This is a genomic window from Roseovarius sp. A-2 (assembly GCF_002072155.1).
Classification (GTDB): Bacteria; Pseudomonadota; Alphaproteobacteria; order Rhodobacterales; family Rhodobacteraceae; genus Roseovarius.
In genome coordinates, this window is sequence record NZ_BDIY01000003.1 from 74,832 (window position 1) to 100,094 (window position 25,263).

General features: G+C 61.2%; 26 protein-coding genes. 7 read left to right on the forward strand and 19 right to left on the reverse strand.

Features of this window, described 5'->3' with window-relative positions; all coding sequences use genetic code 11:
• Window positions 1-13: 13 nt before the first annotated feature.
• Window positions 14-238, reverse strand: a complete 225-nt coding sequence (locus tag BHD06_RS05695) for a YdcH family protein (protein ID WP_080456032.1) — start codon at window positions 236-238, stop codon at window positions 14-16.
• Window positions 239-400: 162 nt separating this feature from the next.
• Between BHD06_RS05695 and BHD06_RS05700 the strand changes: the two genes are divergently transcribed.
• Window positions 401-814, forward strand: coding sequence for an Hsp20 family protein (locus BHD06_RS05700; protein ID WP_080456033.1), 414 nt, complete (start codon window positions 401-403; stop codon window positions 812-814).
• Between the two features lie 6 nt (window positions 815-820).
• The gene (locus BHD06_RS05705; RefSeq protein WP_080456034.1) at window positions 821-1,048 is read left to right on the forward strand and encodes a DUF1150 family protein; all 228 of its coding nucleotides are present in this window, start codon (window positions 821-823) and stop codon (window positions 1,046-1,048) included.
• A 42-nt stretch (window positions 1,049-1,090) separates the two neighbouring features.
• Here the strand turns inward: BHD06_RS05705 and BHD06_RS05710 are convergent, their stop codons facing one another.
• The 12 genes from BHD06_RS05710 to BHD06_RS05765 form a co-directional block, all read right to left on the reverse strand.
• Window positions 1,091-2,401: an ATPase gene (locus BHD06_RS05710; protein WP_080456035.1), complete on the reverse strand. Its 1,311-nt coding sequence runs from the start codon at window positions 2,399-2,401 to the stop codon at window positions 1,091-1,093.
• Window positions 2,402-2,497: 96 nt separating this feature from the next.
• On the reverse strand, window positions 2,498-2,998 hold the full coding sequence (locus BHD06_RS05715; RefSeq protein ID WP_080456036.1) for a prepilin peptidase: 501 nt from the start codon (window positions 2,996-2,998) through the stop codon (window positions 2,498-2,500).
• A 5-nt stretch (window positions 2,999-3,003) separates the two neighbouring features.
• Entirely contained in the window at window positions 3,004-3,858 is an 855-nt protein-coding gene (locus BHD06_RS05720; RefSeq protein ID WP_080456037.1) for a lipopolysaccharide assembly protein LapB, read from the reverse strand.
• A 29-nt stretch (window positions 3,859-3,887) separates the two neighbouring features.
• Window positions 3,888-4,409: a tetratricopeptide repeat protein gene (locus BHD06_RS05725; RefSeq protein ID WP_376764843.1), complete on the reverse strand. Its 522-nt coding sequence runs from the start codon at window positions 4,407-4,409 to the stop codon at window positions 3,888-3,890.
• A gap of 42 nt (window positions 4,410-4,451) precedes the next feature.
• The gene (locus BHD06_RS05730) at window positions 4,452-5,435 is read right to left on the reverse strand and encodes a type II secretion system F family protein (protein ID WP_080456039.1); all 984 of its coding nucleotides are present in this window, start codon (window positions 5,433-5,435) and stop codon (window positions 4,452-4,454) included.
• A 9-nt stretch (window positions 5,436-5,444) separates the two neighbouring features.
• A complete protein-coding gene (locus BHD06_RS05735; RefSeq protein WP_080456040.1) occupies window positions 5,445-6,413 on the reverse strand; it encodes a type II secretion system F family protein in 969 nt (322 codons plus the stop codon).
• Between the two features lie 5 nt (window positions 6,414-6,418).
• Window positions 6,419-7,858, reverse strand: a complete 1,440-nt coding sequence (locus BHD06_RS05740; RefSeq protein WP_080456041.1) for a CpaF family protein — start codon at window positions 7,856-7,858, stop codon at window positions 6,419-6,421.
• Between the two features lie 13 nt (window positions 7,859-7,871).
• On the reverse strand, window positions 7,872-9,098 hold the full coding sequence (locus tag BHD06_RS05745; protein WP_080456042.1) for an AAA family ATPase: 1,227 nt from the start codon (window positions 9,096-9,098) through the stop codon (window positions 7,872-7,874).
• 259 nt (window positions 9,099-9,357) lie between these two features.
• The gene (locus BHD06_RS05750; protein WP_080456043.1) at window positions 9,358-10,008 is read right to left on the reverse strand and encodes an OmpA family protein; all 651 of its coding nucleotides are present in this window, start codon (window positions 10,006-10,008) and stop codon (window positions 9,358-9,360) included.
• Between the two features lie 16 nt (window positions 10,009-10,024).
• Window positions 10,025-11,458 carry a type II and III secretion system protein family protein gene (locus BHD06_RS05755; RefSeq protein ID WP_080456044.1) on the reverse strand — a complete coding sequence of 478 codons (1,434 nt, stop codon included), beginning with the start codon at window positions 11,456-11,458 and terminating at the stop codon, window positions 10,025-10,027.
• A 198-nt stretch (window positions 11,459-11,656) separates the two neighbouring features.
• Window positions 11,657-12,526: a Flp pilus assembly protein CpaB gene (gene cpaB, locus BHD06_RS05760; protein ID WP_080456045.1), complete on the reverse strand. Its 870-nt coding sequence runs from the start codon at window positions 12,524-12,526 to the stop codon at window positions 11,657-11,659.
• A gap of 242 nt (window positions 12,527-12,768) precedes the next feature.
• Complete coding sequence (locus BHD06_RS05765) at window positions 12,769-12,984, reverse strand: Flp family type IVb pilin (RefSeq protein ID WP_080456046.1); 216 nt, start codon at window positions 12,982-12,984, stop codon at window positions 12,769-12,771.
• Window positions 12,985-13,337: 353 nt separating this feature from the next.
• Here BHD06_RS05765 and BHD06_RS05770 point away from each other — a divergent pair, with 353 nt between their 5' ends.
• Window positions 13,338-14,138 (forward strand): lytic transglycosylase domain-containing protein, encoded by an 801-nt coding sequence (locus tag BHD06_RS05770; RefSeq protein ID WP_080456047.1) that lies wholly within the window; start codon window positions 13,338-13,340, stop codon window positions 14,136-14,138.
• Window positions 14,139-14,170: 32 nt separating this feature from the next.
• On the opposite strand, the gene BHD06_RS05775 is transcribed toward BHD06_RS05770, so the two are convergent.
• From BHD06_RS05775 to tldD, 6 genes are all read right to left on the reverse strand, one after another.
• Window positions 14,171-14,800: a 3-oxoacid CoA-transferase subunit B gene (locus BHD06_RS05775; protein ID WP_080456048.1), complete on the reverse strand. Its 630-nt coding sequence runs from the start codon at window positions 14,798-14,800 to the stop codon at window positions 14,171-14,173.
• 2 nt (window positions 14,801-14,802) lie between these two features.
• The gene (locus BHD06_RS05780; RefSeq protein WP_080456049.1) at window positions 14,803-15,498 is read right to left on the reverse strand and encodes a CoA transferase subunit A; all 696 of its coding nucleotides are present in this window, start codon (window positions 15,496-15,498) and stop codon (window positions 14,803-14,805) included.
• Window positions 15,499-15,677: 179 nt separating this feature from the next.
• The gene (gene topA / locus BHD06_RS05785) at window positions 15,678-18,329 is read right to left on the reverse strand and encodes a type I DNA topoisomerase (RefSeq protein ID WP_080456050.1); all 2,652 of its coding nucleotides are present in this window, start codon (window positions 18,327-18,329) and stop codon (window positions 15,678-15,680) included.
• A 99-nt stretch (window positions 18,330-18,428) separates the two neighbouring features.
• Complete coding sequence (gene dprA, locus BHD06_RS05790; protein WP_080456051.1) at window positions 18,429-19,571, reverse strand: DNA-processing protein DprA; 1,143 nt, start codon at window positions 19,569-19,571, stop codon at window positions 18,429-18,431.
• 435 nt (window positions 19,572-20,006) lie between these two features.
• Window positions 20,007-20,864, reverse strand: coding sequence for a hypothetical protein (locus BHD06_RS05795; protein WP_080456052.1), 858 nt, complete (start codon window positions 20,862-20,864; stop codon window positions 20,007-20,009).
• An 81-nt stretch (window positions 20,865-20,945) separates the two neighbouring features.
• The gene (tldD, locus tag BHD06_RS05800; RefSeq protein ID WP_080456053.1) at window positions 20,946-22,367 is read right to left on the reverse strand and encodes a metalloprotease TldD; all 1,422 of its coding nucleotides are present in this window, start codon (window positions 22,365-22,367) and stop codon (window positions 20,946-20,948) included.
• Window positions 22,368-22,570: 203 nt separating this feature from the next.
• On the opposite strand from tldD, the gene coxB reads away from it, so the two are divergent.
• The 4 genes from coxB to BHD06_RS05815 all read left to right on the forward strand — a co-directional run bounded on the left by coxB (window position 22,571) and on the right by BHD06_RS05815 (window position 25,248).
• A complete protein-coding gene (gene coxB / locus BHD06_RS05805; RefSeq protein WP_080456054.1) occupies window positions 22,571-23,455 on the forward strand; it encodes a cytochrome c oxidase subunit II in 885 nt (294 codons plus the stop codon).
• An 85-nt stretch (window positions 23,456-23,540) separates the two neighbouring features.
• A complete protein-coding gene (cyoE, locus tag BHD06_RS05810; protein WP_080456055.1) occupies window positions 23,541-24,497 on the forward strand; it encodes a heme o synthase in 957 nt (318 codons plus the stop codon).
• Window positions 24,494-24,661, forward strand: coding sequence for a hypothetical protein (locus tag BHD06_RS23635; RefSeq protein WP_176214289.1), 168 nt, complete (start codon window positions 24,494-24,496; stop codon window positions 24,659-24,661). Before cyoE ends, BHD06_RS23635 begins: the two co-directional genes overlap by 4 nt.
• Window positions 24,661-25,248 carry a cytochrome c oxidase assembly protein gene (locus tag BHD06_RS05815; protein ID WP_080456056.1) on the forward strand — a complete coding sequence of 196 codons (588 nt, stop codon included), beginning with the start codon at window positions 24,661-24,663 and terminating at the stop codon, window positions 25,246-25,248. Before BHD06_RS23635 ends, BHD06_RS05815 begins: the two co-directional genes overlap by 1 nt.
• Window positions 25,249-25,263 lie beyond the last annotated feature (15 nt).

A 25,263-nucleotide genomic window follows, 5' to 3' on the forward strand; every position in this document is an offset into this window, starting at 1 on the left:
CCATCAAGGGGGGTTACGCAATGATGTCGGGATAGAGCCGGTCCTCGATCCGGGCGATCATGTCGCGCAGCCAGAGTTTTTTCTTCTTGAGCCGTTGCAGGGTCAGTTGATCGGCAGTGCCTTTCTCCTGGAGCGCGCGAATGGCTGCGTCGAGATCGCCATGCTCGCGGCGGAACTCTTCCAGTTCCACGCGCAGCACATCCTCTGATTTCATCGAAAGGTCGCTATAGGCGTTCATGGCAAGCGATTCCTCCAAGGGGACCCTGAAATTACACGATAGTCAATCCGCACCCGTTCGCAAAGCCCTTGCGCGCATCGGGAGCAATGCCCATATTTCGGACGCAGGTTGCCGCAACGGGGCCTGCATAATGGACGGTCGCTTAAGCTCAAGGACGTGTCGATGACAAAGCTCACTCTGGGGTCGCACCCCTACATGCTGGGGTTCGAGCAACTCGAACGGATGCTGGAACGCAGCGCCAAATCCGGCAACGAAGGTTATCCGCCCTTCAACATCGAACAGACTTCGCAGAATTCCTATCGCATCACGCTAGCGGTTGCCGGCTTTGCCGAGGATGATCTGGCGATCACCGTTGAGGACCGGCAACTGGTCATCCGAGGACGTCAAGGGGATGACGCCGAAGGCCGTATCTACCTGCATCGCGGCATCGCTGCGCGTCAGTTCCAGCGCTCGTTCGTGCTGGCCGATGGTGTCGAGGTGGGCGAGGCGATCATGGGAAACGGGCTTTTGCACGTGGACCTCACCCGTGCACAGCCCGAGCCGGTCGTGCAGAAAATCAGGATCAACAAGGGGTAAGCCATCATGGATACGAAGTATGATTTCGGAGATATCGAAGAGCGGGCCATCGTTTATGTGCGGCCCGTCAATGTCGAGGATTTGCCCGAAGACATGCGTGAGCAGGTCGGCGATCTGACGACGCTCTATGCCGTACACAGCACCGAGGGCGAGCGCCTGGCGCTGGTCCGCGACCGCAAGCTGGCCTTTCTTCTGGCGCGCCAGAACAACATGGAGCCGGTCACCGTCCACTGATCGAAAGGGCCCCTTGGGGCGGTGACCTCCAGCGTGCGGGGGTCACCGCACGATGTCCTCCTCATGCACGAACATGTTTGCCCAGGCCCGATCCAAGAGATCCGGTGTCATCTGGTAGGGAATGCCCTCGAATTCGCAAATCGCAATCATCTGGTCAATCAGAAAGACCGGCTGATAGTTTGCATATACGTTGTCGATGGTGGGATACTTTTCCTTGATCAGGTGGATCAGTGCGCCCTCGTCCAGTGGCACGCCCTTCTTTCGGGCGACCATGGCAAATATTTTCAGGAAATCCGCCTGGCACGGTCCGTCGATCTTGATTTTGTAGAAAATCCGGCGCAGCGCCGCTTTGTCGAAGATCTTGTTGGGGTGGAAGTTGGTCGAGAAGATCACCAGCGTGTCGAACGGGACCTCGAATTTTTCACCCGATTGCAGGGCGAGAATGTCCTTAGATTCCTCCAGCGGCACGATCCAGCGGTTGACCAGCGATTGTGGCGGCTCGGCTTGACGGCCAAGGTCGTCGACGATGAAGATGCCCCCCGTCGACTTGAGCTGAAGCGGTGCCTGATAGGTGCGTGCGGTCGGGTTGTAGACCAGATCGAGCATTGACAGGGTTAGCTCGCCACCGGTGATCACCGTGGGCCGCTCGCAGCGCACATAACGCGTGTCAAAGGTGCGTTTTCGGCGGAGCGAGTTGGGATCGTCCACCTCGACCTCGGCCTTGGAATGCACGATCGGGTCGTAGACGGTGATGACCTGCCCGGCATACTCGATGGCCCGGGGAACATAGATCCTATCACCCATCGCGTCGCGAATACCGTTGGAAATCGAGGATTTTCCGTTGCCGGGCGGGCCGTACATTAGCACCGAACGCCCGGCGCTCACCGCCGGTCCGAGATGATCGAGCAGGTTGTCGGGCAGGATCAGGTGCCCCATGGCATTGGTTAGCTGTTCGCGGGTGATCTGGATATTGCGGATCGACTGCCGCGCGACCTGTTCACGGTATACGGCAAGCGGCACCGGCATTGCGCCGAAATATTCCGACTGACTGAGCGCATCCAGCGAGCGCGCCTTGCCCGCATCGGTCAGTTGATAGCCCATCTCGCCGCCGGAGGTCGCGTTGAGCGTGCCGGTCGCCTCGACCAGTCGCTGCGTGCGGGCGATGTCGATCAGTTCCTGCGTGACGGCGCGTGGCAGGCAGATCGTCTCTGCCAGATCGCTGACCATGTCGAGATTTTTGCGAAACATCGTCTTCAAGAGGATGTCGCGCATCATCACGACGGGAAGTTGCATATCTTCGATACGGGCCGGTGGCGGCGGAGGTTGCACACCTGTAGTGACTTGCATGTTCATGGTATCTGCCTGTCCTGCGTGGTCATGGACTCTTTCGGACCATGACCGGAAATCGTGCAGAAATTAAGGTCAGCATCGGGCAGATCGGGGGCGCGTTCAGCTACCGTGGATCGCCCCAAGCCCGAGATAGAGCGCGAGTGTCGGCCCAAGCGCAAGTCCCATCGGGAACTTCTTGGTCATCTGCCAGCTTGTCCAGTCCGGTGCCAGCCGCCGCAGCGGGCTGTGCATGGCGATCCGGTGGCTGGCGAATGCGGCGATCAGAACCGATGCGAACAGCAGGCAGACCGTCGCCGCGTCGCCAAGGGCGACGAACGGCGCGGCAACCGCGATGAACTTGGCATCGCCTGCACCCATCAGCCCGATCGCATTGGCCAGGATGCCCAGAACGAGAAAGATCGCGAGATGCGCAAAACGCCACGCATAGTCCCCGAAGGGCAGCACCAGAACGCCGACTACCACGAACACCGCCAAAAGCGCCATTACCGCCATGTTGGGGATTTTCATGCGCCGCAGGTCGCTCAGCGCGACCCATGCGCAGATCGGCACCGCGAAGGGCAGAAACCAAAGCGCGGCACGGGCGGTGATATCGAGCGTCATTGACCCTAGCCGGAATTGGTTTCAAGCGCCCGCAGGCTGCGGGTGGCATCTTCGAAATGTTGCGGATGCGTCTCTACCGCGTCGCGCATCAACCCTTTTGCGATCGCGGTATCGCCCTGTTTTACGGCCGACAAGCCAAGCGTATAGAGCAATTGCGCGCGCTCGACCTGTGTCACCGGCAGCACCGGCAGGGCGTAATTGCGTTGCGCCCCGCGTGCCAGAACGAGGTTGTTCTTGGCCGTGAATAGCGATGGGTCCTGTCGCACGGCCTCTGAAAAGAGCCGCTCTGCGCCTTCGAAATCGCCACGCGTGAGCTTGGAATATCCCCAGTTGTTCATCACGTTTGCGGGTTGTGTCGTCAAGCCGACGGCGGTCTCGTAGAAACTGTCCGACTTGCTCCAGTCTTCCTCGCTGTCGGCGATCATCGCTTCGAGCCTGTAGCGTTTGAAGGTCTCATGCGTGGGCGGGACACTGTCGAGAACGGCTGCAGCGCGTTTCCACTCGTTGTTGCGGATCTGCGCATCGGCAAGGTTGACCCGGTCTTCGTCGGTGGCGTCCTCGTGTTCCGTGATCTTGCTCCATGCCGCGACCGCCTCGGTGTTGCGCTTTGCACGCACGAGTGAGACCGCAAGACCGCGCATAAGGTCGATGCGCTCGGGCTGCTGGCTTGCGGCGCGCTGGAAGTAGGATACCGCCTCATCGGGATCCGCGGCACTGAGCATCACGTCGTTGAGATTGGTCTCGTCCACGACATTGATGTCCCGCAGGGCGCGATCGACATCATCGCCGGAAGATTGCCCGCATGCAGACAGCGTGACCACACCTGTCACGCACAGGGTCATAAGGAGGGGGTGGCGCATGTTTGCGTCCTTTTACTGCCTCGGCCTCATCATGGTATCTTGCGGACCAGGTATTCGCTGCTACCCCGCCGTACCACTTTATAATCTTGCTCTGTCGAGCCATCATACGATGGATTTCCGAATTTTGCGAGGGCCAAACGCAAATTGTCGCGGATCGCGTCGCTTTCACCACTATCGAGCGCATAGGCGCGGCGCAGAACCTGTTCTGCCTCGGCATAAGCGCCTTTCTCGACCAGAACGACGCCGAGATTGTTCCAGATCTCCGGCGTGGCGTCGTCGCTCTCGATTGCGCGCCGCAACAGGCGCTCCGCGGTGCCGAGCCGCCCGAGGGCCAGGTTGGCGCTGCCAAGACCGGCGAGCACGTCGGTCGTCATGCCATCAACCAATGCCGCCCGGCCATAGGCTTTTTGCGCGAGTTCGTATTCCCCAGCATCCATAAGCCGGTGCCCCACGAGCAACCCGTCAACCGGTTCGGCACCCGGCACGGGGCCGGGGGCATATGGCCCGTTGGCCGGCGGGGCGGCGAGACATCCCGCCAAAGCAAGCATCATCGTAACTAAAAGCGCCCCGCGTATGACCATTTCACCCCGTTATCAGCCAGCGGACATCGAGAGGAGTTTCATGATCCCAAGAACCGACGGTCCGACAAGAATAATCAGCAATGGCGGCACCGTAAGCATCATCGTGGCCAATGTCATCTTGGTCGGCAGTTTGTTGGCCTTTTCCTCGGCACGCATGACACGTTTGTCACGCATCTCGGCGGCATAGACACGCAACGCTTCACCGACCGAGGTGCCAAAGGTCTGCGATTGCACCAGAACGGTGACGAAACTGGAAATATCCTGCACGCCACAGCGCTCGCCCATCTCGTTGAGAACCGAGGGCTTGTCGCGACCGGCCTTGATCTGAAGGGCCACGATTTCAAACTCATCAGCCAGTGCAGGATAGGAGGCGCGCATTTCCTTCGAGACGCGGATGATCGCCTGATCGAGCGACTGCCCCGCCTCGATGCAGACCAGCATCATGTCGAGGCTGTCGGGAAACCCGTCCTGGATTTCTTCCTGCCGCTGCTGCTGGCGTTTCGTGACCCAGTATTTCGGAAGCATGTAGCCCACGCCACCGGGGCCAAGCACATAGAGTACCATTTCACTCGGGGCGGTTGTGTCGCTTGACACGAAGAGCAGGAAATAGATCAACCCCACCACCAGCAGACCAATCCCGAGCGCAAATTGCGCGAAGTGGAAGTATCGCACCGCGTCGCGATGCCGATATCCCGCCTGCATCAGGGTCAGGCGAATGGCGCTCAGTTGCTTGGCGTCCTGCGGTTCAAGGAAACTAGCGTATTTATCGAGTTTCTTGTTCTTCGTACCGGTCCGGAGGTTGGTCTTTGTCTCGCTGCCCGCGCTCCTGCTGAAATTCTCTTTCTTCAGCTTCTCGAGCGGATCCTGCCGCTCGTTGATCAACATGGGGATCATCAGGAGCATGAGAATGAGCCCGAGCCCTCCAACCGCGATCATCGGGCCGAATGGTCCGAGCGAGTCGGTGAGCAAGGCGTTGACTGTGGTGAGCATGTTCATTGGAGCCCCTCAGACCTTGATGTTCACGAGTGCGCGCATGACGATCAGGTTGAGCACCAGAAAGACGCCCACGACCAGCACGGCGGGGATGAAGAACGGGTGTTCCATCGCCTCGTCGTAGTAATTCGGTTTGATCAACTGAATGCCGATCAGCGCGAGGATGGGAAAGCCCGACAGGAACTTGCCCGACCATTTCGCCTCGGCGGTGATGGCCTTGACCCTGCGGAACAGGCGAAAACGGGCGCGGATCACCTTGGCGAGACCGGCGAGGATCTCGGCAAGGTTGCCGCCCGATTGCTGCTGGATCGTGACCGCCACGGCGAGAAAGCGCAAATCCTGCATGTCGAGCCGCTCGGCCATGTCCTTGAGCGCCTCGCCCATGTCACGGCCATAGGTTGCCTCGTCCGCGATGATGCCGAACTCGGTCGCGAGGGGGTCGGAGACCTCGGTGGCGACGATACCGATGGCGGAGGAGAACGGATGCCCGACGCGCAGGCTGCGCACCATCAGTTCGATGGCATCGGGCAATTGCTCTTCCAGCATGGACATGCGCTTGTTTGCCTTCATGCTGATCCAGGTGAAGATCCCGCCCACACCCATGCCGATGGAGGCCAGGATTCGCACCGGCAGGGCGGTTGCAGTGGCTACCGTCAGGCCGAGAAAGGCCAGCACGCTGAGCGCGACCATCAGCAGGATCAGTTGCTTGGGTGTGAAGGCGATGGCGGCCTTCTGCGCCTTGTCGGACAGGATCGAGTATAGCGGCACCTTGCGCGCCTCGAGATGTTGCTGCATTTCCTTGCGCAGCTTCTCCATGACCTCTTCGCGATTGCCCGACTTGTCGAGCATTTCGAGGCGCCGGTTGACCCGGTTGTTCAGGCTGATGGAACGGCCGAAGACCGTCAGGTAGATGCCTTCGACCAGCACGAGTACGCCGACGAAGATGAGGCCGTAAATGATGGGTTCTGCACTGAGTGTCATCTGCCTTACTCCGCTGCAATGGGTTCGTAGATCGCGGCGGGCAGATCATACCCCCACAGGCGGAACCGCTCGGTGTAGTTGGAGCGCACGCCGGTGCCGGTGAAATGGCCGATGATCTTGTTGTCGGGGGTCAGGCCCACGCGCTGAAAGCGGAAGATTTCCTGCATCGAGATAACGTCGCCCTCCATCCCCGTGATTTCAGTGATCGAGGTCATCCGGCGAGAGCCGTCCTGCAGGCGGCTGGCCTGCACGATCAGATTGACCGCGCTCGCGATCTGGCTGCGTACGGCCTTGAGCGGCATTTCGATACCGGCCATCGCGACCATGTTTTCCATTCGGCTGATGCCGTCACGCGGATTATTTGCGTGGATCGTCGTCATCGAGCCGTCATGGCCGGTGTTCATGGCCTGCAACATGTCGATCACCTCCTCGCCACGCGTCTCGCCGACGATGATGCGATCAGGGCGCATCCGGAGCGCGTTCTTGAGGCAGTCGCGCGGGCTTACCTCGCCCTTGCCCTCGACGTTTGGCGGGCGGCTTTCCATCCGGCCGACATGGATCTGTTGAAGCTGCAATTCGGCGGTGTCCTCAATCGTCAGGATACGTTCGGAATTGTCGATGAATGACGACAGCGCGTTGAGTGTCGTCGTCTTGCCCGAGCCTGTCCCCCCCGAGACGATGATGTTGAGCCTCGTGGCGACGGCGGCCTGAAGATAGGCCGCCATTTCCTCGGAGAAGGCCCCGAATCGCACGAGGTCGTCGATCCCGAGCTTGTCTTTCTTGAATTTCCGGATTGAGACCAGGCTGCCATCGACCGCGACCGGCGGCACCATGGCGTTGAAACGCGATCCATCTGCGAGGCGCGCATCGACATATGGGTTCGATTCGTCGACGCGACGGCCCACGGCGCTCACGATCTTGTCGATGATGCGCAGAAGGTGGCGTTCGTCCTTGAACGTCACGTCGCTGAGTTCGAGCTTGCCTGCGCGTTCGACGAAGATCTGTTGCGGCCCGTTGACCAGGATATCATTGACCGTGTCATCCTTGAGCAGGGTTTCCAACGGCCCCAGACCCTTGACCTCATCATAGAGTTCCTGGGTAAGGATGCCGCGATCCTCGCGATTCAGCACGATCCCCTTTTCTTCGAGAATCTCTCCGGCGATCGAACTGATTTCGGCCCGCAGATCCGTCTCGGTCGCGGTGTCAAGCGCGGCGAGGTTCAGGTGATCAAGCAGCGCGCGATGCAACTCGATCTTGATTTCCCCCATACGCTCCTTTCGCTTGCGGTCCTTGTCCACCGATTCCGGAATGGCAGCGGCCTTGGGCGCGGGTTTGCGATAGGATTGCGTAGCCGCGACCTCGAGCGGCGCTGTCTTCGGGGTGTTGTTGATGGTCGGCTTGACCCGGGTGTTGGCCGACTGGGTTTTTTTGTAGCGCGAAAACATTCGGTGTCCTTTCCTACGCCGCCTCGGCGTCATCCTTGCCCAGGGCATGGAGCGATTGGGCCAGTTTCGCAATTTCGCGGCGCAGCGGGTTCTTGGCTGCGCTCGAGGCAAGCGGCAAGCCATGGTCGCAACTTTGCGAAACGGCACGTCCGCCATCCGGCAATTGCAGCTCTATTCCGATTTCAAGGCTTTCAGCCATTCGCTTGACCCGGCTCTTGCCATTGATATCGGTGAACTTCGGAGCTCGGTTCAGGCAATAGCGCAGCTTTTCGACAGGCAGACCTTCGGATTGCAACGCGCGTTTCACGCGCAGTGCGTTCTGCGCCGAGCGCATGTCGAGTTCGAGCGTCGTGAAATAGATCTGACACATGCTCAGGACCGCCTCGGTCCATTGTACAAGCGTGGTCGGCATGTCTACGATCACGTAGTCGAAATGCGAGCGCGCCAGTTCAAGAACACGCGTTACGTCTTCCGAATTAATCATGTCGAGAGGCGGAATATCAGTCGGAGCGGTAAGGACGCGCATCTTGTCCTCGAAAGTCACCAGCGCTTGTCGGAAAACGTCCTCATCCAGAATATCGGTGTCCGACCACATCTCGAAAACCACGTCACGACGCGGTAAATCCAGAAAGGTCGATACCGACCCGAACTGCAGGCTGAAATCCAGCAGACAGACCTGGGGCGGCTTGGCCTTTTCGACATTCGCCAGCTCCCAGGCCAGGTTGACCGCCAGTGTCGTGGCACCGGTGCCCCCGGCCAGCCCCTGAACGGCGAGGATCACACCGTCACCGTCGGTGGTTTGCGCCAGCGGTGCCGAGGTCGCCGGCGCGGTAATCGTGGCCGCGGGCCGCTTGAGTCGATCGATCGCCGCCTGCAGCTCGCCTTCCGGTAGCGGGTAAGGCACGAATTCATCAGCCCCTTTGCGCAGAAGCTGATGCAGTGCGGCGGGGCTGACATCCTCTGCGATCAGTATGCTCTTGATATCGGCCTGCTGTGCAAGAGCGATGATCTCGCCCAGCAGGGCGAGATCGGCCTCGTCGCTCTCGTCAATCGCAATGGCGACGAACTCCAGCGACGCGGCTTCGGGCTGGCCGATGAAGGCCAAAGCTTCGCTGAATCCCAGATCTCCCCAGGCCTCGCCGAGAGCGGCCTCCATATCCTCGATCAGAAGGTCGAAATTCTGTACATCCCTGCTGATGGTGCAGGCGGTTATCGGAGCTGGATCAGTCTGCTTCATCATGCTCGTGGTTACTCGCTTTATCCTGTATTATCCTTCCGAGCGCGCAAGTTTCTTATTTAGGATAGGCCATTCACATGGATCCTATCCTCGGTTTCTGCGGGTCGGAGATCACTCGATACAAGCAGACCATGGCCGGAAATATTGGCGACATTTGGGCTAAAAAATCGTAATTGTGCGATGAAATGGGTGCAAAAAGCCCGCCCGGAGGGGGCGGGCCATATTCGAATCAAGATGCGTTCCTTTGGGCCGCGCGATCTCGTTAGTCGCTAGTGACTTCGCCTGTTTCCGTGACTTCAGTCTCGGGCACCGCACTTGCAACATATTCGCGGTAGACCACTTGGGCGTATTTGCCATCCATGACATGGGGATGCGAGCTGACAAAGCCCGTGACCTCGGTGACCGTACGCCGATTGCGGCGCTCGCGGCCCTGGGTGACGACAAGCGGTTGTGTCTCGCCAAACGAGGCGACGGCCTCGAGCCGTGACCGGCTGATTCCCTGGCTCACGAGGTAGCCGACGACCGCTTCGGCCCGACGCTGGCCGAGCGATTTGTTGTAGGCATCCGGCCCGACGGCGTCGGTATGGCCGTAGACGCGAAAGCGCACTTCGGGAAACTGACGAATCCAGCGCGCCTGTTCGCGCAACGTCTCTCTCGCGCTGGCGTCAAGTGCTGTGGAGTCGAAGGCGAAATTCACCATGCTGGGAACTTCCTGTGAGAACCTGTTCGACAAATCAAGGACATAGCCGCGTTCGCCGGTCATGACGAGATGGTTGTTCATCACCGATTCGCCAAAGCTGCCATTATCGACGAGTGATCCTGCCTCGCTGAAATAGGACTGGACGATTTCGCCATCCGGTGGCGTGCAGGCGGCCATCACGACCAAGCCGCTTATCGCAAGATACTGTTTCATCGCCCCAGCCCCTCTCTCAATCCATCACATAGCCGTAAGAGCCGGTGAAGTCCTGCTTGGCAACCTCACCCACGGCACCGCCGCGCTCGACCCCTCTTGCGACCCGACCGTTCAGGAAGAGGTCGCCATCGGTGGGTAGTCGGACCCGATCTGTCGGCAGGGCCAGCGCCTCGCCGCGCGTGGGTGACACGAGATGCGCCGATATGATGATGACCAGTTCGGTTTGTGAGCGCTCGTAATCGGCACTGCGGAACAGGGCCCCCAGGACCGGGACATCACCCAGCCATGGTACCTGAGCGTTGTTGTCGCGAAAATCGTCCTGCAAGAGCCCGGCGATGGCAAAGCTTTCGCCGTCGCGCATCGACACCGTTGTGGAGGTGTCGCGCCGACGAAAGGCCGGCACGTTGATCCCACCTGCCGAAACGGCAACCGAAGTGTCGACAGAAGAAACTGCGGCGTCGATTTCGAGATTGATGATCCCCTCATCCACGACCCGTGGGATGAAATTCAGCTCGACGCCGAAGGGTTTGAACTCGATGGTGGTGGTGTCGTTGTCTTGCGCCACCGGGATCGGGAATTCGCCGCCGGCCAGAAAGGTCGCTTCCTGCCCCGACAGGGCGGTCAGGTTCGGTTCCGCCAGTGTGCGGACAACGCCCTTGGTTTCCAACGCCTCGAGCAGGATGCCAACTTCGACCGAGCCGATGTCGAACCCGAAAAACGCGGTGCCTTGAGCGGTGTTGCCGCCTAGGTTCCCAGGCACGATCACATCACCTGCTCCGCCGCCGATCTGTCCGGTGCTCAGGTTGCTGCCAACAAAGCCGCCCCCTGTGCCGCTGGTAGCACCAATGCCGTCAACCGCAAGCGAGGTGGACAGCGCCTTGGAGACACTGCGCTGCATCTCGGCAAAGCGCACCTTGAGCATGACTTGCTGCTTGCCGGAGACCGACATCAGGTTCGACACACGTTCTGGCGCATAGCGCTCGGCAAGATCGAGCGCGCGTTGCAATCGTGCAGAGCTCGAAACGGTGCCCGACAGAACGATGCCGTCATTCGCTGTGCGCACTTCGATGGGCTCACCGGGCAGAATCTGGCGCAGCCGTTCCTTGAACTCCGAAATGTCGGTGTTGACGTGCACGTCGAGATTGGTGATCAGCTGCCCGGTGCCGTCGAACAGGCTGAGCGTGGTGCGTCCTGGTGTCTTGCCCAGGACATAAATCGTCCGGTCCGACAGGGTGGAGAAGTCGGCGATTGCGGGATTCGCGATGCTGAGTTCTGCGAACGGCACCTCGCTTTCGACGACGATCGCGCGGTTCATCGACACGCTGAGATTGCCCGACGCGCCTTCGCGCAGGACGCGGACCGTTTCTGCCTGCGCCGCGGGGGGCGCAACCGGTATCGCTGCGATGGCGAGCCCCGTGAGGGCCGCCGAGACGATGCTCTTGATTTTCATGTGACCTGCCTTTCCGATCACGCCTCATTTATCCGGGTCTTTTCGCCCGTAATTGACGGCACTCTGGGGCAGTTTTGATTATTTTGCAAGAATCAATGCAATTTCGCGTTTTTTTAGACAGAATGTGATGCTGTTGCCTCGATACGGATAGGGGGCGGCCAATTGGGCCGCCCCCTGATTTTGGCAACTTGCTTGCTATCAGTTCGTGCAGGGGATGGGGGTCACCACCACCTCCGAGCCGCGCCGGGTACGGATGACGCATTCTTCTTTGGTCGGCTCCGGGGCCTCGACGGCCGCTTCCTCAAGCCCGAGTAGTCGGCGCTGATCGACCTCGATGACCTGCGACAGCGTCTCATCGAGCGCGCCGACCAACGATAGCGTGAGCCGCCCCGAGGCCTGGGCCTGCGCCAGACCCGCGACCTGTTGCGGCGTGGCCGCGACTGTGACGGTGCGCGCGACCCGGGCCTCGAAACGGTCTTCATCGGCGCTCTGGTCAACGGCGATGAGTTTCAGGCGACTCTCGATCATCTTGGTGAATTCTCCGGTCGAATCGCCTTCTGTGCGCAGGTTGCCCCGCCCGGTGGACCCGGTCCAGTAGACATCGACCAGATCGCCGGGGCGCAGAAAACCCGAGACGCCGCTTGTGGCGTCCACCTTGATGGCAAAGGCGCGCATGCCCGCATCAAGCCGCGAGGTGATGCCCGCATCCTCGCCGGGGCGGGTGACCTTGTTGGCCAGAACCACCTCGTTCTTGCTCATGCTGCGCAGGACCTCGCGCTTGATCGTGGGGCCGTCGGGAAACAGCGCCTCGACCGTGGCAAACACGCCTTCGGGCAGGGATTGCTTGGGGAAGGGGGTCAGGCGCACGGTGTCCTCTCCCAGCGTCTCGCCGTATTTCAGGTCGCGCGTTGCGACATAGACATCGACGGTCTCGATCTTCGGCGCGGTCTGCTGCCGGGCATGCGCCAACTGGCGCTGATAGCCGTCGATATAGTTCTTCGCCATGTAGGCGGCGAACCCGGCCAGGCCGATGCCGAGAATTAGAACCAGTCCGAATACAAAACGCATGGTTTCACCTTTCGTTACGAGAAAGTGGTCGCGGTGGCGACTTTCACTTCCAAGCGATTAACTGGCTATTGTGGCGAAAAGAGGGACTTGCTTTGGTGTTGTCGTGCAAGAACCCACAAGCAGGAACGATGATGACCGCAGAGCCGAGCGGCGTCTGCGGTCATCAATCACTCATGAAAACATCACTGTCCGGTGATTGCCGTTCGGTACAACGATGAACCTCCGGACAAGGGGATGATAACTTATTCTTCCGTCGGCACTTGGCTGAGTTCGCCGGTTGCAGCCACTGTGCCACTGGTCAAGCTGGTTCCGATGTCAGTCGCAAGGTCATCGATGCCGTTGCTGACGGCGGTCACGCCGGCAATGCCCAGGCCCACAACGGCTGCGGTCAGCACGACCCAGTCAACCGTGACAGCGCCGTCTTCGTCGTTCAGGAAGTTCTTGATAAAGGTGTTCATGTTGGTCTCTCCAAAGGATAAGTTGCTCAGTTGTCACATCCACCCCGGTTTTGGACCCGTCGAGTTTTAATGGCCCGCTGCCGTCGTGGTGTGAGAACATATAGCCAAGAGAATCGGGCGGGATTTTGGCGGCATTAAAGCCTTTTTCGTGAAGATTAAGTTTTTAGAAAGAAATTTCATAACACTATGATTTGAAACGATTAAAAAAGCCAAATTTGTACTTTATACACCTCCACATTGTACAATGTGGCGTCATTTCGCCATATCAATCATGCTGAAAACCGACAATACTGGCCGTGTGCGGGGATTATTGCGATACCCGCGCCAATCCATCAGAGGCGGAGCAGCCCGAAATGAAACGCCCGAGCCACATGGCGCTTGTGATCTGCCTGATCGGCGCGGTTGCGCAGGCAGAGGGCGCACCGCCCTTTCCGGAATTCACCTTCAAGCACGAGAAGGCCCCGAAGCCCGGCGAGCGGCGCAAACCGCTCGTGCAGATCACGCCCGAGGAGGATACCGCCGCCCGCCCCGCCCCGCATCACCCTGTCGCCCCGCAAGACTCGCGGCACGGCTGGTTCTGGGAGCGGGTGCCGTGGGAGATCGACATTGATGCGGCAACACGCCTCGCCGCTGCCACGCAAAATCTCGCGCGCGCGCCTGAGGGACACGGAATTGTCGCCCCGCGTCTTGATGCCATCCAGCGGCTGGCCCGCGACAACGGTGTGCATATCCTGCGTGCGACCATCGGCACCCGGGTCTCGCCCGCCCTGGTGCTTGCGGTAATCGCGGTCGAGTCTTCGGGCACACCCGACGCCGTGAGCAGCGCGGGCGCGCAGGGCCTCATGCAGCTCATGCCCGACACCGCAGCACGGTTCGGCGTGGCGGATGCGTTCGAGGCCGGAGACAACATCAGGGGCGGTGTCGCCTATCTCGATTGGCTGATCGGGGAATTCGGGGGCGATGTGCTGCTGGCGCTTGCGGGCTACAATGCGGGTGAGAACGCGGTGAAATCCCATGCGGGCGTGCCGCCCTTTGCCGAGACGCGTGATTACATCCCCAAGGTGCTTGCGGCGTACGAGGTGGCGCGTGGGTTGTGCAAGACGCGGCCGGATCTGATCACCGATGCCTGCGCCCTGACCCTCGCGTCGAATTAGACGGCCCGGCCTTTGAGGGCCGGGCCAGCCCGTCAGTTGACGATGGTCGCCTCGGTGGCGGCGCGAATGTCGTCCTCGCTCACGCCCTCGGCGGTCTCGACGATCCTGAGCCCGCCCTCGACCACATCCAGCACGCCCAGATTGGTGATGATCCGGTTGACCACCCCGGTGCCGGTCAGCGGCAGGGTGCAGGCCTTGAGCAGCTTGCTGTCGCCATGCTTGTTGGTGTGGTCCATCACCACCACCACGCGGCGCACGCCCGCGACCAGATCCATCGCGCCGCCCATGCCCTTGACCAGCTTGCCGGGGATCATCCAGTTCGCCAGATCGCCATTCTCGGCCACTTCCATCGCGCCGAGGATCGCCATCGCGATCTTGCCGCCACGGATCATGCCAAAGGACATGGCGCTGTCGAAATAGCTGGTATGGGGCAGTTCGGTGATGGTCTGCTTGCCCGCGTTGATCAGGTCCGGGTCCTCTGTGCCAGAGACCGGAAACGGCCCCATGCCCAGCATCCCGTTTTCAGATTGCAGCGTGACGTGCACGCCCTCGGGGATGTAATTGGGCACCAGCGTCGGGATACCGATCCCGAGGTTCACATAGGTGCCGTCTTCCAGTTCCTGCGCCGCACGCGCGGCCATCTGATTGCGATCCCAGGGCATGATCAGGCCTCCCTCACAGTGCGTTGTTCGATGCGCTTCTCGTGTTCGCCCTGAATCAGGCGGTGCACGTAGATGCCGGGCAGGTGGATGTTGTCGGGGTCGAGCGCGCCGGGCTCGACGATCTCCTCGACCTCCATGATGCAGGTCTTGCCGCACATAGCGGCGGGCGGGTTGAAGTTGCGCGCGGTCTTGCGAAAGATGCAGTTGCCGGTGGTGTCGGCCTTCCACGCCTTGACGATCGAGAGGTCGGCGAAGATGCCGCGCTCCAGAATATAGGTCTCGCCGTCGAACTCCTTGTGTTCCTTGCCCTCGGCAATCTGCGTGCCGACCCCGGTCTTGGTGTAAAACCCCGGAATACCGCACCCACCGGCGCGCATGCGCTCGGCCAGCGTGCCTTGGGGGTTAAATTCCAACTCAAGTTCGCCACTCAGATATTGCCGCATGAACTCTGCGTTCTCGCCGACATAGGACGATATCATCTTCTTGACTTGCTTGGTCTGCAAAAGGATGCCGATGCCGAAATCGTCAACGCCCGCATTGTTGGAGGCGAATGTCAGGTCCTTGTTGCCTGCCTCCTTGATCGCCTGCAACAGCAATTCGGGAATGCCGCAGAGGCCAAAGCCCCCCGCCGCAATTGTCATCCCGTCGAATAGCAGCCCGTCCAACGCCTCGGCGGCCGAGCCATAGACCTTTTTCATCGCGAAACTCCTCCTGAAGTTTATCCGCTCCCGGTATCGGGCGGATCAATGGGTGGAGTCAACGCGGGGACGCGGTCAAATGTCAGGAAATAGGGATTACTACGTAGACGTTGGAAGGAGCCGCGTTCTTGCAAAGAACGCGGACAGAAATCTTTTCAAGATTTCGGGCTCGCCCTGTGTCAGCCGGTCTTCTTGCGCGCGGCAGGCTTCTTGGCGGCAGGCTTCTTGGTGGCAGGCTTTTTCGCCGTCTTGCGGGGCTTGCCTTTTTTCGCCGATTTCTCGGCGATGAGTTCAACGGCCATGTCCGGCGTCACATCGGCTGGTTGCACGTCCTTGGGCAAGGTCGCATTGACCTTGCCCCATTTGACATAGGGGCCAAAGCGCCCGTCCATGATATGGATCGGGCCACCCTCGCCGGGATGCTCGCCGAGATCGCGCAGCGGCTTGGCCGCCGCTCGCCCGCGCCCGCCGGGATTGGCGCGCTTTTCGGCCAAGAGCTCAACCGCGCGGTTCATGCCGATCTCGAACACATCCGCCGGATCCCTGAGATTGGCATAGACGGGTTTGGCGTCCTCGGGGCCCTGATGCATTATATAGGGGCCGAACCGCCCGAAATTCGATTTGATCGTGCCGCCCTCGGGGTGCTCGCCCACCTCGCGCGGCAGGCTCAGCAGGGTCAGCGCCTTTTCCAGCGTCATTTCCTCGGCCTTCCAGCCCTTGGGCAGGCTGGCACGGTCGGGCTTCTTGTTCTCCTCAGACGCCTCGCCGCGCTGCACATACGGGCCGAAGCGGCCCGAGCGCAGGGAGATCTCGTTGCCGTCCTCATCCTCCCCCAGTATGCGGTCGCCGTTTTCCGCCGCGTCCCCGCCGATGGGACGGGTATAGCGGCATTCGGGGTAGTTGCCGCAGCCCACGAATCCGCCCGAGCGCGAGGTCTTGAGGTGTAGCTGCCCGGTGCCACAGAGCGGGCATTGGCGCGGATCGCTGCCATCTTCACGGGGTGGATAAAGTGTCGGTGCGAGCGCCTCGTCGAGCACGTCGAGCACTTCGGCAATCCTCAGTTCCGATGTCTCTGCGATGGCCGCCGAGAAATCACGCCAGAAGCGTGAGAGGATGTCCTTGTAATCCGCCTCGCCCGCACTCACCCGGTCAAGGTCTTCCTCTAGATTCGCGGTGAATTCATAGCCCACATATTTCCGGAAGAAGTTGATCAGAAAGATCGTGACGATTCGCCCCTTGTCCTCGGGATAGAGGCGGTTCTGCTCCTTGCGGACATATTCGCGGTCCTGGATCGTGCCCAACACGCTGGCATAGGTCGAGGGACGGCCGATGCCCAGTTCTTCCATTTTCTTGACCAGCGTGGCCTCGGTATAGCGCGGCGGGGGCTGGGTGAAATGTTGCAGGCTGAGGACAGATTCGGCCTCTGACATAACAGCGGCGGTCGTCTCGGTCCCGTCCTGCGCCTTGGCGAATTCAGCGCGTAGCGAGGACTTGGCGAAGGCCGCCTTGTCGCCCTGCATGATTTGCGGCAGGCGGCGGTCGTCATCGTCGCTCACGACATCGTCGCGGCCCTCTTCATAGACCTTGAGGAAGCCGTCGAAGAGCATCACCTGCCCGGTGGCGCGCAAGCCCACCTGACCATCGTCGCTGCCGATATCGACCGTCGTGCGCTCCAGCCGGGCGGCGGCCATCTGGCAGGCGAGGGTGCGCTTCCAGATCAAGTCATAGAGCTTGCGCTGATCGGCGTCGGTGGTCTTGATCTTGCCCGCGTCGCGCGTCATCTCGGTGGGGCGGATGCATTCATGTGCTTCCTGCGCGTTTTTGGCCTTGTTCTTGTACATACGCGGGCTCTTGGGCAGGTAGTCTTCGCCGTAGCGGTCCTTGATCGCATCGCGCGCGGCCATCACCGCCTCGGGGGCCATGTCGATGCCGTCGGTCCGCATGTAGGTGATGTATCCGGCTTCATAGAGACGCTGTGCCGCACTCATGCATTGCTTGGCGCCCATGCCAAACTTGCGGCTGGCCTCCTGTTGCAGGGTCGATGTCATGAACGGGGCCGAGGGGTTGCGGGTGCCGGGCTTGGCTTCGACCGAGGTGACTGTCAGGGCGCGTGAGGCCACGGCCTGCACGGCCATTTCGGCCTGCGTCGCGTTTTCGAGATCAAATTTGTCGAGCTTCTTGCCCGCAAGGGTCACGAGGCGCGCCTCGAATTCCTGATCGCGCGGGGTGGCAAGCAGGGCCTTGACCGACCAGTATTCGCGCGCGTTGAAGGCCTCGATCTCCATCTCGCGCTCGACGATGAGACGCAGGCAGACCGATTGCACGCGCCCTGCCGAACGCGCCCCGGGCAGCTTGCGCCAGAGCACTGGCGAAAGGTTGAAGCCGACCAGATAGTCAAGCGCGCGGCGTGCCAGATAGGCCTCGACCAGCGGCGCATCGACCTGGCGGGGGTTTTGCATCGCCTCGGTGACGGCGGTCTTGGTGATCGCGTTGAACACCACGCGGCTGACCGGCGTGTCCTTCTTGATCGCCTTGCGCTTGCGCAGGGTTTCCTCGAGATGCCAGCTGATTGCCTCGCCCTCGCGGTCGGGGTCGGTGGCGAGTATCAGGACGTTGTCGTCCTTGAGCGCGTCGGCGATGGCCTTGACGTGCTTACGGCTGTCAGTGCCTACCTCCCATGTCATGTCGAAGCCGTTTTCGGGATCGACCGAGCCATCCTTGGGCGGCAGGTCGCGGACATGGCCATAGCTTGCCAAAACCGTATAGCCGTCGCCCAGATACTTGTTGATCGTCTTGGCTTTGGCGGGCGATTCGACAACGACAACGGGCATGGGCACTCCTTCCGACTCAGGTCGAGGCTTATGGCGGCGCAACATGTGGGCTGGCAAGGGGAATTGTCAATGTGGCCCTTGTGACCTGCCGACGCGGGGTCAGCGAGCGAGGGAGAGTAAGCCTCCGGGCTGGCGGGTGATCCGGCCATCGAGTTCGAGATCGACCAGCACCGGGGCGATGGTGCGCGCTGGTGCGCCGAGGTCGCGGATCAGTTGATCCTCGGCCAGTGGCGAGGGGCCAAGGCGTTGCAGGATCTGCCGGTGCAGCGCGGCGGTGTCGCGCAGGCTGCGGGCGGGGGGCTCCGGCGTGGTTTCCAAAGGCATTTCCGCCTGTGTTTCCTGGGGCTTGGGCGTCGGCAATGCCTCGATCACATCGGTGGCGTTGCGCACCAGTGTGGCCCCGTCGCGGATGAGCATGTTGCAGCCCGAGGCGCGGGCGTCGATCGGGTGGCCGGGTACGGCGAGCACCTCGCGGCCCTGATCGAGGGCGGTGCGCGCGGTGATCAGGGATCCGGATTTAGCGGCGGCCTCGACCACGACCACAGCATGTGCCAGGCCGCTGATCAGGCGGTTGCGACTGGGGAAGTGGCGGGCCTGCGGGATGAGGCCGATGGGTTGTTCCGAGAGGCGCAGGCCGGTCCTGAGGATGTCGCCTGCGAGGGCGGTGTTTTCGGCGGGATAGATCACGTCGACGCCGCCGGCCATGACCGCCACTGTGCCACCCTTGAGGCTGGCCAGATGGGCGGCGGTATCGACGCCGCGGGCGAGGCCGGAGACGATGGTGTAGCCTTGTTCCGACAGGTCAGCGGCGAGCGAGCGGGCCATGCGTGTGCCGAGTGACGAGGCGTTGCGCGCGCCCACGAGCGCGATGACGGGGCGGTCGAGAACCGTAAGGTCGCCCATCGCCCACAGGATGGGCGGCGCGTCGGAGATGTCGCGTAAGGCCTTGGGATAGTTGGTATCCGCGCAGGTCAGCATGGTCGCGCCGACCGTTTTTCCGGCGCGCAGTTCAGCCTCGGCCACGCCCGCAGGGCAGGGGGTGTAATCGGTGACACCGGCGGCGCGGGCGACCTGGGGTAGGGCGTTGAGCGCTGCCTGTGCTGTGCCGTGTTCGGAGATCAGCCGGTGAAAGGTTGCCGGGCCGACTCGGCGCGAGCGCAAGAGGCGAAGCCATGACACCCGATCATCTTCCGTGGTGGGTGGGAGTGGGGGGTGAGTGGAAGGATGTGTATCCTCGGGCATCCGTGACCTCGCCTGCTTGCAGGATCATGGATAGCGCGGGCAAGGTTAATGCCCGGTAAACCGAAATCGGCTGAGTCGCGGATTTTTCGGGTTTTTCGTCTAAGCTTTTGAGATGCGGGGTTAATTATTTTTGTGGTTGGGAGGTGGTTGGTGTCTGTACCGCGACGGTGGCGGATGCGGACGGGGGCCGGGCGTGACCGGGGCGCGCGGTGCTGGCGCGGGATGGCAAGGGGTGTGTCGGGCGGCCCCGGGCGGGATTTGGATATTTTTGGCAAGATGAAGGCGGGCAGGGTGGCCCGGCTTGGGTGGGGGGATGTGAGTATTTTGGGAAAGGTGAAAGGGGGGCTGCGTGGTGGGTGGGCTTGAACTGGAGTTTGTTCGGTTGGGATCGTCGGTAATCGTAGCTGAGCCAGTATTGTGCAGTATGCACATGGCTCACTGATTGTTTAGCAACTTCTTAAATGCTATCTCAGCTTCCTTTCCCACCATGACATTTGCTAGCAACCAACCTACCTTCCCCTGCATGTCGTGAGTAACTGCTTTTCCATTTAGGTCCTGCCAAAGAAGATAAAGATATGAATTCCTAAAGCCCGGAAAGGCCGGAGCCACATTTGGAGGGGCTGGTTTCTCAATGTCACCTTCAGTTCTGGGAAATGCAAAATTCCACGCGTAGTACATATCTTCCAAGTCGGTACCAACCGTTGCGAGAGTACCTGTTGGAATACGCTCCTTGCGTATCTGGTGGTTTGGAAGCTGCTCGATCACGTTTCGATAAGGCTGCCCATAAAATGGTCTCAAAAGATCATCTTCCCAGCCCTTTCCAACAATCCAGTCCAGACCAATGGTTCGGCGGCGTAGCTCAAAAAACAGTTTGTCCAGCTTAAAGAGATCGCCCGCATGATTGGTATATGAAACAAGGCCATATCTCGAGTCAGGATGCCCCATTCGGTTTAATCTAGATATGAAGTGGCTGAGAGGCCTGTTGTGCCAATGCTGATCGCCCAAAGCTTTCGGTTTCGGTAGGCTTCTGACAGAAAGGTCGCCGAAGGTTTGCAAATGCTTATCCCACAACCTCTCCAAATCGTGGGAGTACCCTCGCTTTACGGAAACGCCGTTCAGGATCAGTCCTGCCTTCAGGACTTTCTCGACGGCCTGAAGCGATTGCCACCAGAATTCCGCATGCAGTCCGTAAGTTTTTGTAAAACGGGCAAGGAAGTAATTTTGGTCTGCTGGTACGACAAAAAACTTGTCCGCGAACACTGATTGGAAATGCGTTAGGCTTGCATCGAGCATCGGGGAACCTCGTGTTCCAGAATCTAATTCAAACGCTTGGCTAAATTCACAATCGGCCCTGCCTCAAGTCATGCCGCCCCCCTACGCCGCCGATCCCCCCACCGTCAGACCGCCGATTAGCACCGTGGGTTGACCCACGCCGACGGGCACCCATTGACCGGCCTTGCCGCAATTGCCCATGCCGGGGTCGAGGGCCATGTCGTTGCCGAGGCCCCGGATCTGTTGCAGGGCGGTGGCGCCGTCGCCGATGAGGGTGGCGCCCTTGACCGGCGCGCCGATCTGGCCGTTTTTGACGCGGTAGGCCTCGGTGCAGGAAAAGACGAACTTGCCGTTGGTGATGTCGACCTGCCCGCCGCCGAAGCCGACGGCATAGATGCCGTCCTTCATTTCCGACAGCAGATCGCCCGGTGTGGCGTCGCCGCCCAGCATGTAGGTGTTGGTCATGCGCGGCATGGGGGCGTGGGCGTAGCTTTCGCGGCGGCCGTTGCCGGTGGCCTCTACCCCCATCAGGCGGGCGTTCTGGCGGTCCTGCATGTAGCCCACAAGGATGCCGTCCTCGATCAAAACATTGCGGGCCGAGGGGGTGCCCTCATCGTCGATGGTGAGCGAGCCGCGCCGGTCGGGGATTGTGCCGTCATCAAGGACCGTGACGCCGGGGGCGGCGATGCGTTGGCCCATGAGACCGGCGAAGGCGGAGGAGCCCTTGCGGTTGAAATCGCCCTCGAGCCCGTGACCGATCGCCTCGTGCAGCAGGATGCCGGGCCAGCCGGGGCCGAGGACCACGTCCATCACGCCTGCGGGGGCGGCTTCGGCGGAAAGGTTGACGAGGGCGATGCGCAGCGCCTCGCGGGTCTTGGCCTGCCAGTCGGCGGGCATCAGCAGACCGTCGAGGCCGATGCGCCCGCCGCCCCCCGCGCTGCCGTTCTCTCGGCGACCGTCCTGTTCGACGATCACCGAGACGTTGACACGGGTCATCGGGCGGATGTCGCCCACCTCTGTGCCGTCGGGGCGCAGGATCACCACCTCTTGCAATGAGGCGGCGATGGAGGCGGTGACCTGCACCACGCGGGGGTCGAGATCGCGGGCGAAGGCGTCAATCTCGCGCAGGGTGTCGAGCTTGACCGGGAAGGACGCCCCGGCAATCGGGTCGTCATCGGTATAGAGGTGGCGGTTTGTGCGGGCAGGCCCGGCGGCGAGGGTGCCGCCGCCGTCGCCCACGGCGAGGCGGGCGGTCTCGACCGCGCGCTTGAGGGCGGCGTCGTTCACTTCGGAGGAATGGGCGTAGCCCGTCACCTCGCCGCGCACGGCGCGCAGGCCGAAGCCTTCGGAGGCGTCATAGGAGGCGGTCTTGACCCGGCCATCGTCGAAGGTCAACGCCTCAGCGCGGCGGCGTTCAAGGAACAACTCGCCGTCATCGGCACCGCGCGTGGCCTCTTGCAGATGCGAGAGTGCGGCATCCCGGTCAAGCAGGCTGTCGAAGGGGCGAAAGGCGGTGTCAGTCATGGAGAAGTGTCCTATATGATGGCGGGAGACGGGGGCTGTGCCAAATTGATCCAGATCAAAAAAGCGTCCGTTTGCCGCAATGCTCTTTCTTGTCGTTTGCGGCAGAATATGGTTTTAGACAGCACCAAGACAACGGGATTCCGCCGCATCGGCGCAAGACCTGCCACAAAGACATGAACCGCTTCAACCGATCAGGGTGTAATATGCGACTAACTTCCAGCCTTCTGGCCGTTCTGGCCGCCCTTTCCGCCCTTCCTGCCGCAGCGCAGGACGGTCTTGAGATTGTCGGCAAGCCCGAGCTGGGCAAGACGGGCTTTCAGCCCGCCGCAACCGAGCTGGCGCGCGATCTGCAATGGCTGGACGGGATGATCAACGTGATCATCATCTCCATCGTGTTGTTAGTGACGGCGCTTTTGGCCGTCGTGGCGGTGCGGTATAACCGTCGCGTCAATGCGACCCCGGCGAAGTTTACCCACAATTCACCGGTAGAGATTGCGTGGACGATCATCCCGATTGTCATCCTCGTATTCATCGGGGCGTTCTCGCTGCCGATCCTGTTCAAGCAGCAGGAAATCCCCGAGGGGGATATCAACATCAAGGTGACCGGCTATCAGTGGTACTGGGGCTATGAGTATACCGATCACGAGTTCGCCTTTGACAGCTACATGATCGGGTCCCCGGCCACGGGGGGCGACAATCGCCTGACGCCCGAGGTCGAGGAGCAACTGGTCGAGGGGGGCTATAGCAAGGACGAGTTCCTGCTGGCGACCGATACCGCCGTTGTCGTGCCGGTGGGCAAGACCGTGGTGATGACCGTGACCGGGGCCGACGTGATCCACTCCTGGACGATCCCCGCGTTCGGCGTGAAGCAGGATGCGGTGCCGGGGCGTCTGGCGCAGCTGTGGTTCGAGGCCGAGAAGGAAGGTGTCTATTTCGGCCAGTGTTCGGAGCTTTGCGGGCAGGCGCATGCCTATATGCCGATCACCGTCAAGGTGGTGAGCGAAGAGGCCTATCAGGAATGGCTCGACGGGGCGATCGAGGAATATGCCGGCACGCCGCGTGCCGTGCAGGTAGCCGCTGCCGAATGACGTGAGCCGGGCGCGGCCCTTGGGGCGCGCCCGAATTGACCCCGCCGGGTGGGCGCGCCGATGCGCCGCCTGACAGGAGAGACCGATGAGCGATGCCAGTGTGAACACAGCCAGCCAAGCCCCCGCCGCGCAGACCGGCGATGCGGGCTTTCGCGATTTCTTCGCGCTCCTTAAGCCGCGGGTGATGACGCTGGTGGTGTTCACCGCGCTGGTCGGGTTGTTGGCCGCCCCCGTGGCAGTGCATCCGGTGGTGGGGCTGGCTGCGATCCTTTTCGTCGCCGTCGGCGGCGGTGCCGCTGGCGCGCTCAACATGTGGTGGGAGTCGGATATCGACGCGGTGATGAGGCGCACTGCGAAACGCCCCATTCCGGCGGGCAAGGTGAGCCGCGATGAGGCGTTCGCCTTTGGCATCACGCTGGCGGTCTTTTCGGTCGTCATGCTGTGGCTGGCCACGAATGCCCTGGCCGCTACGATCCTCGCCTTCACCATCTTTTTCTACGTGGTGATCTACACCATCGGCCTCAAACGCTGGACGCCGCAGAATATCGTGATCGGGGGCGCTGCGGGTGCCTTTCCGCCGATGATCGGCTGGGCCGCCGCGACCGGCACGGTGAGCATCGAGTCGGTCCTGATGTTCGCGCTCATTTTCATGTGGACGCCGCCGCATTTCTGGGCGCTCGCGCTGTTCATGCGGGGCGACTACGACACGGCGGGCGTGCCGATGCTGACGGTCACGCATGGCCGCAAATCGACCCGGCAGCATATCCTCGCCTACACGGTGTTGCTGGCGATTCTGGCGATCGGGGCCGCGTTCACCGGCATCGGCGGGCCGGTTTATCTGGCCGTGGCACTGGTCTTTAACGCGCTCTTCCTGCGCGATGCGGTGGCGATCTGGCGGCGCGACGAGGATCAGGCCGAGGCCGATAATTACCGCGTCGAGAAGCGCGCGTTCCGGCTGTCGCTGTGGTATCTCTTTGCGCATTTCACCGCCATTCTGGCGGAGGCGGCGCTGGCGGGCCTTGGCATGGCGGGCTGGGCATGAGCTTTCGCGAGGAACATGAGCTGCACAAGCGTCGCTTTGGCCGCAATCTGGGGTTGGGGTTGGTGCTGGCGGGGTTCGTCGCGCTGGTCTTTGGCCTGACCGTGGCCAAGGTGACCGATGACGATTTCATGGTGCCGACTGAGCAGCAGCAGGAGGGGAACTGATGGCGCTTGATCCGAAGATCAAGACATTGACCCAGACCGTGGGTGTGGTGGTGTTGATGGGCGGTCTCGCCTGGGCGTCGGTGCCGTTTTATGACTGGTTCTGCCGTGTCACCGGCTTTGGCGGGGTGACCGGCGTGTCGGATGTCGCGAGCGATGATATCCTGGATCAGACGATCAAGGTCCGGTTCGATGCCAGCCGCGAGCGCGGCATGCCGTGGGAGTTCAAGCCGGTCGAGCGCGAGATGGAACTGCGCATCGGCGAGACCGGGCTGGCGTTCTATGAGGCCTATAACCCGACCGACCGCGTTGTCGCCGGATCGGCGAGCTACAATGTCGCGCCTTACGATGCGGGCAGCTTTTTCACCAAGATCGACTGTTTCTGCTTTGAAGAGCAGGTGTTGCAGCCCGGCGAGCGGGCGCAGATGCCGGTGACCTTCTATGTGGACCCGGCGATTGTCGATGATCGCGAAGGGCAGTATATCCACACCATCACGCTGGGCTATACGTTCCACGAGATTGACCTGTCCGAGACAGACCAGCAGGCGGCGCTTGAGCCTGCCAAGAAAACCGATAAAACCCTGAACTGAGCCTTCGACGAGGGA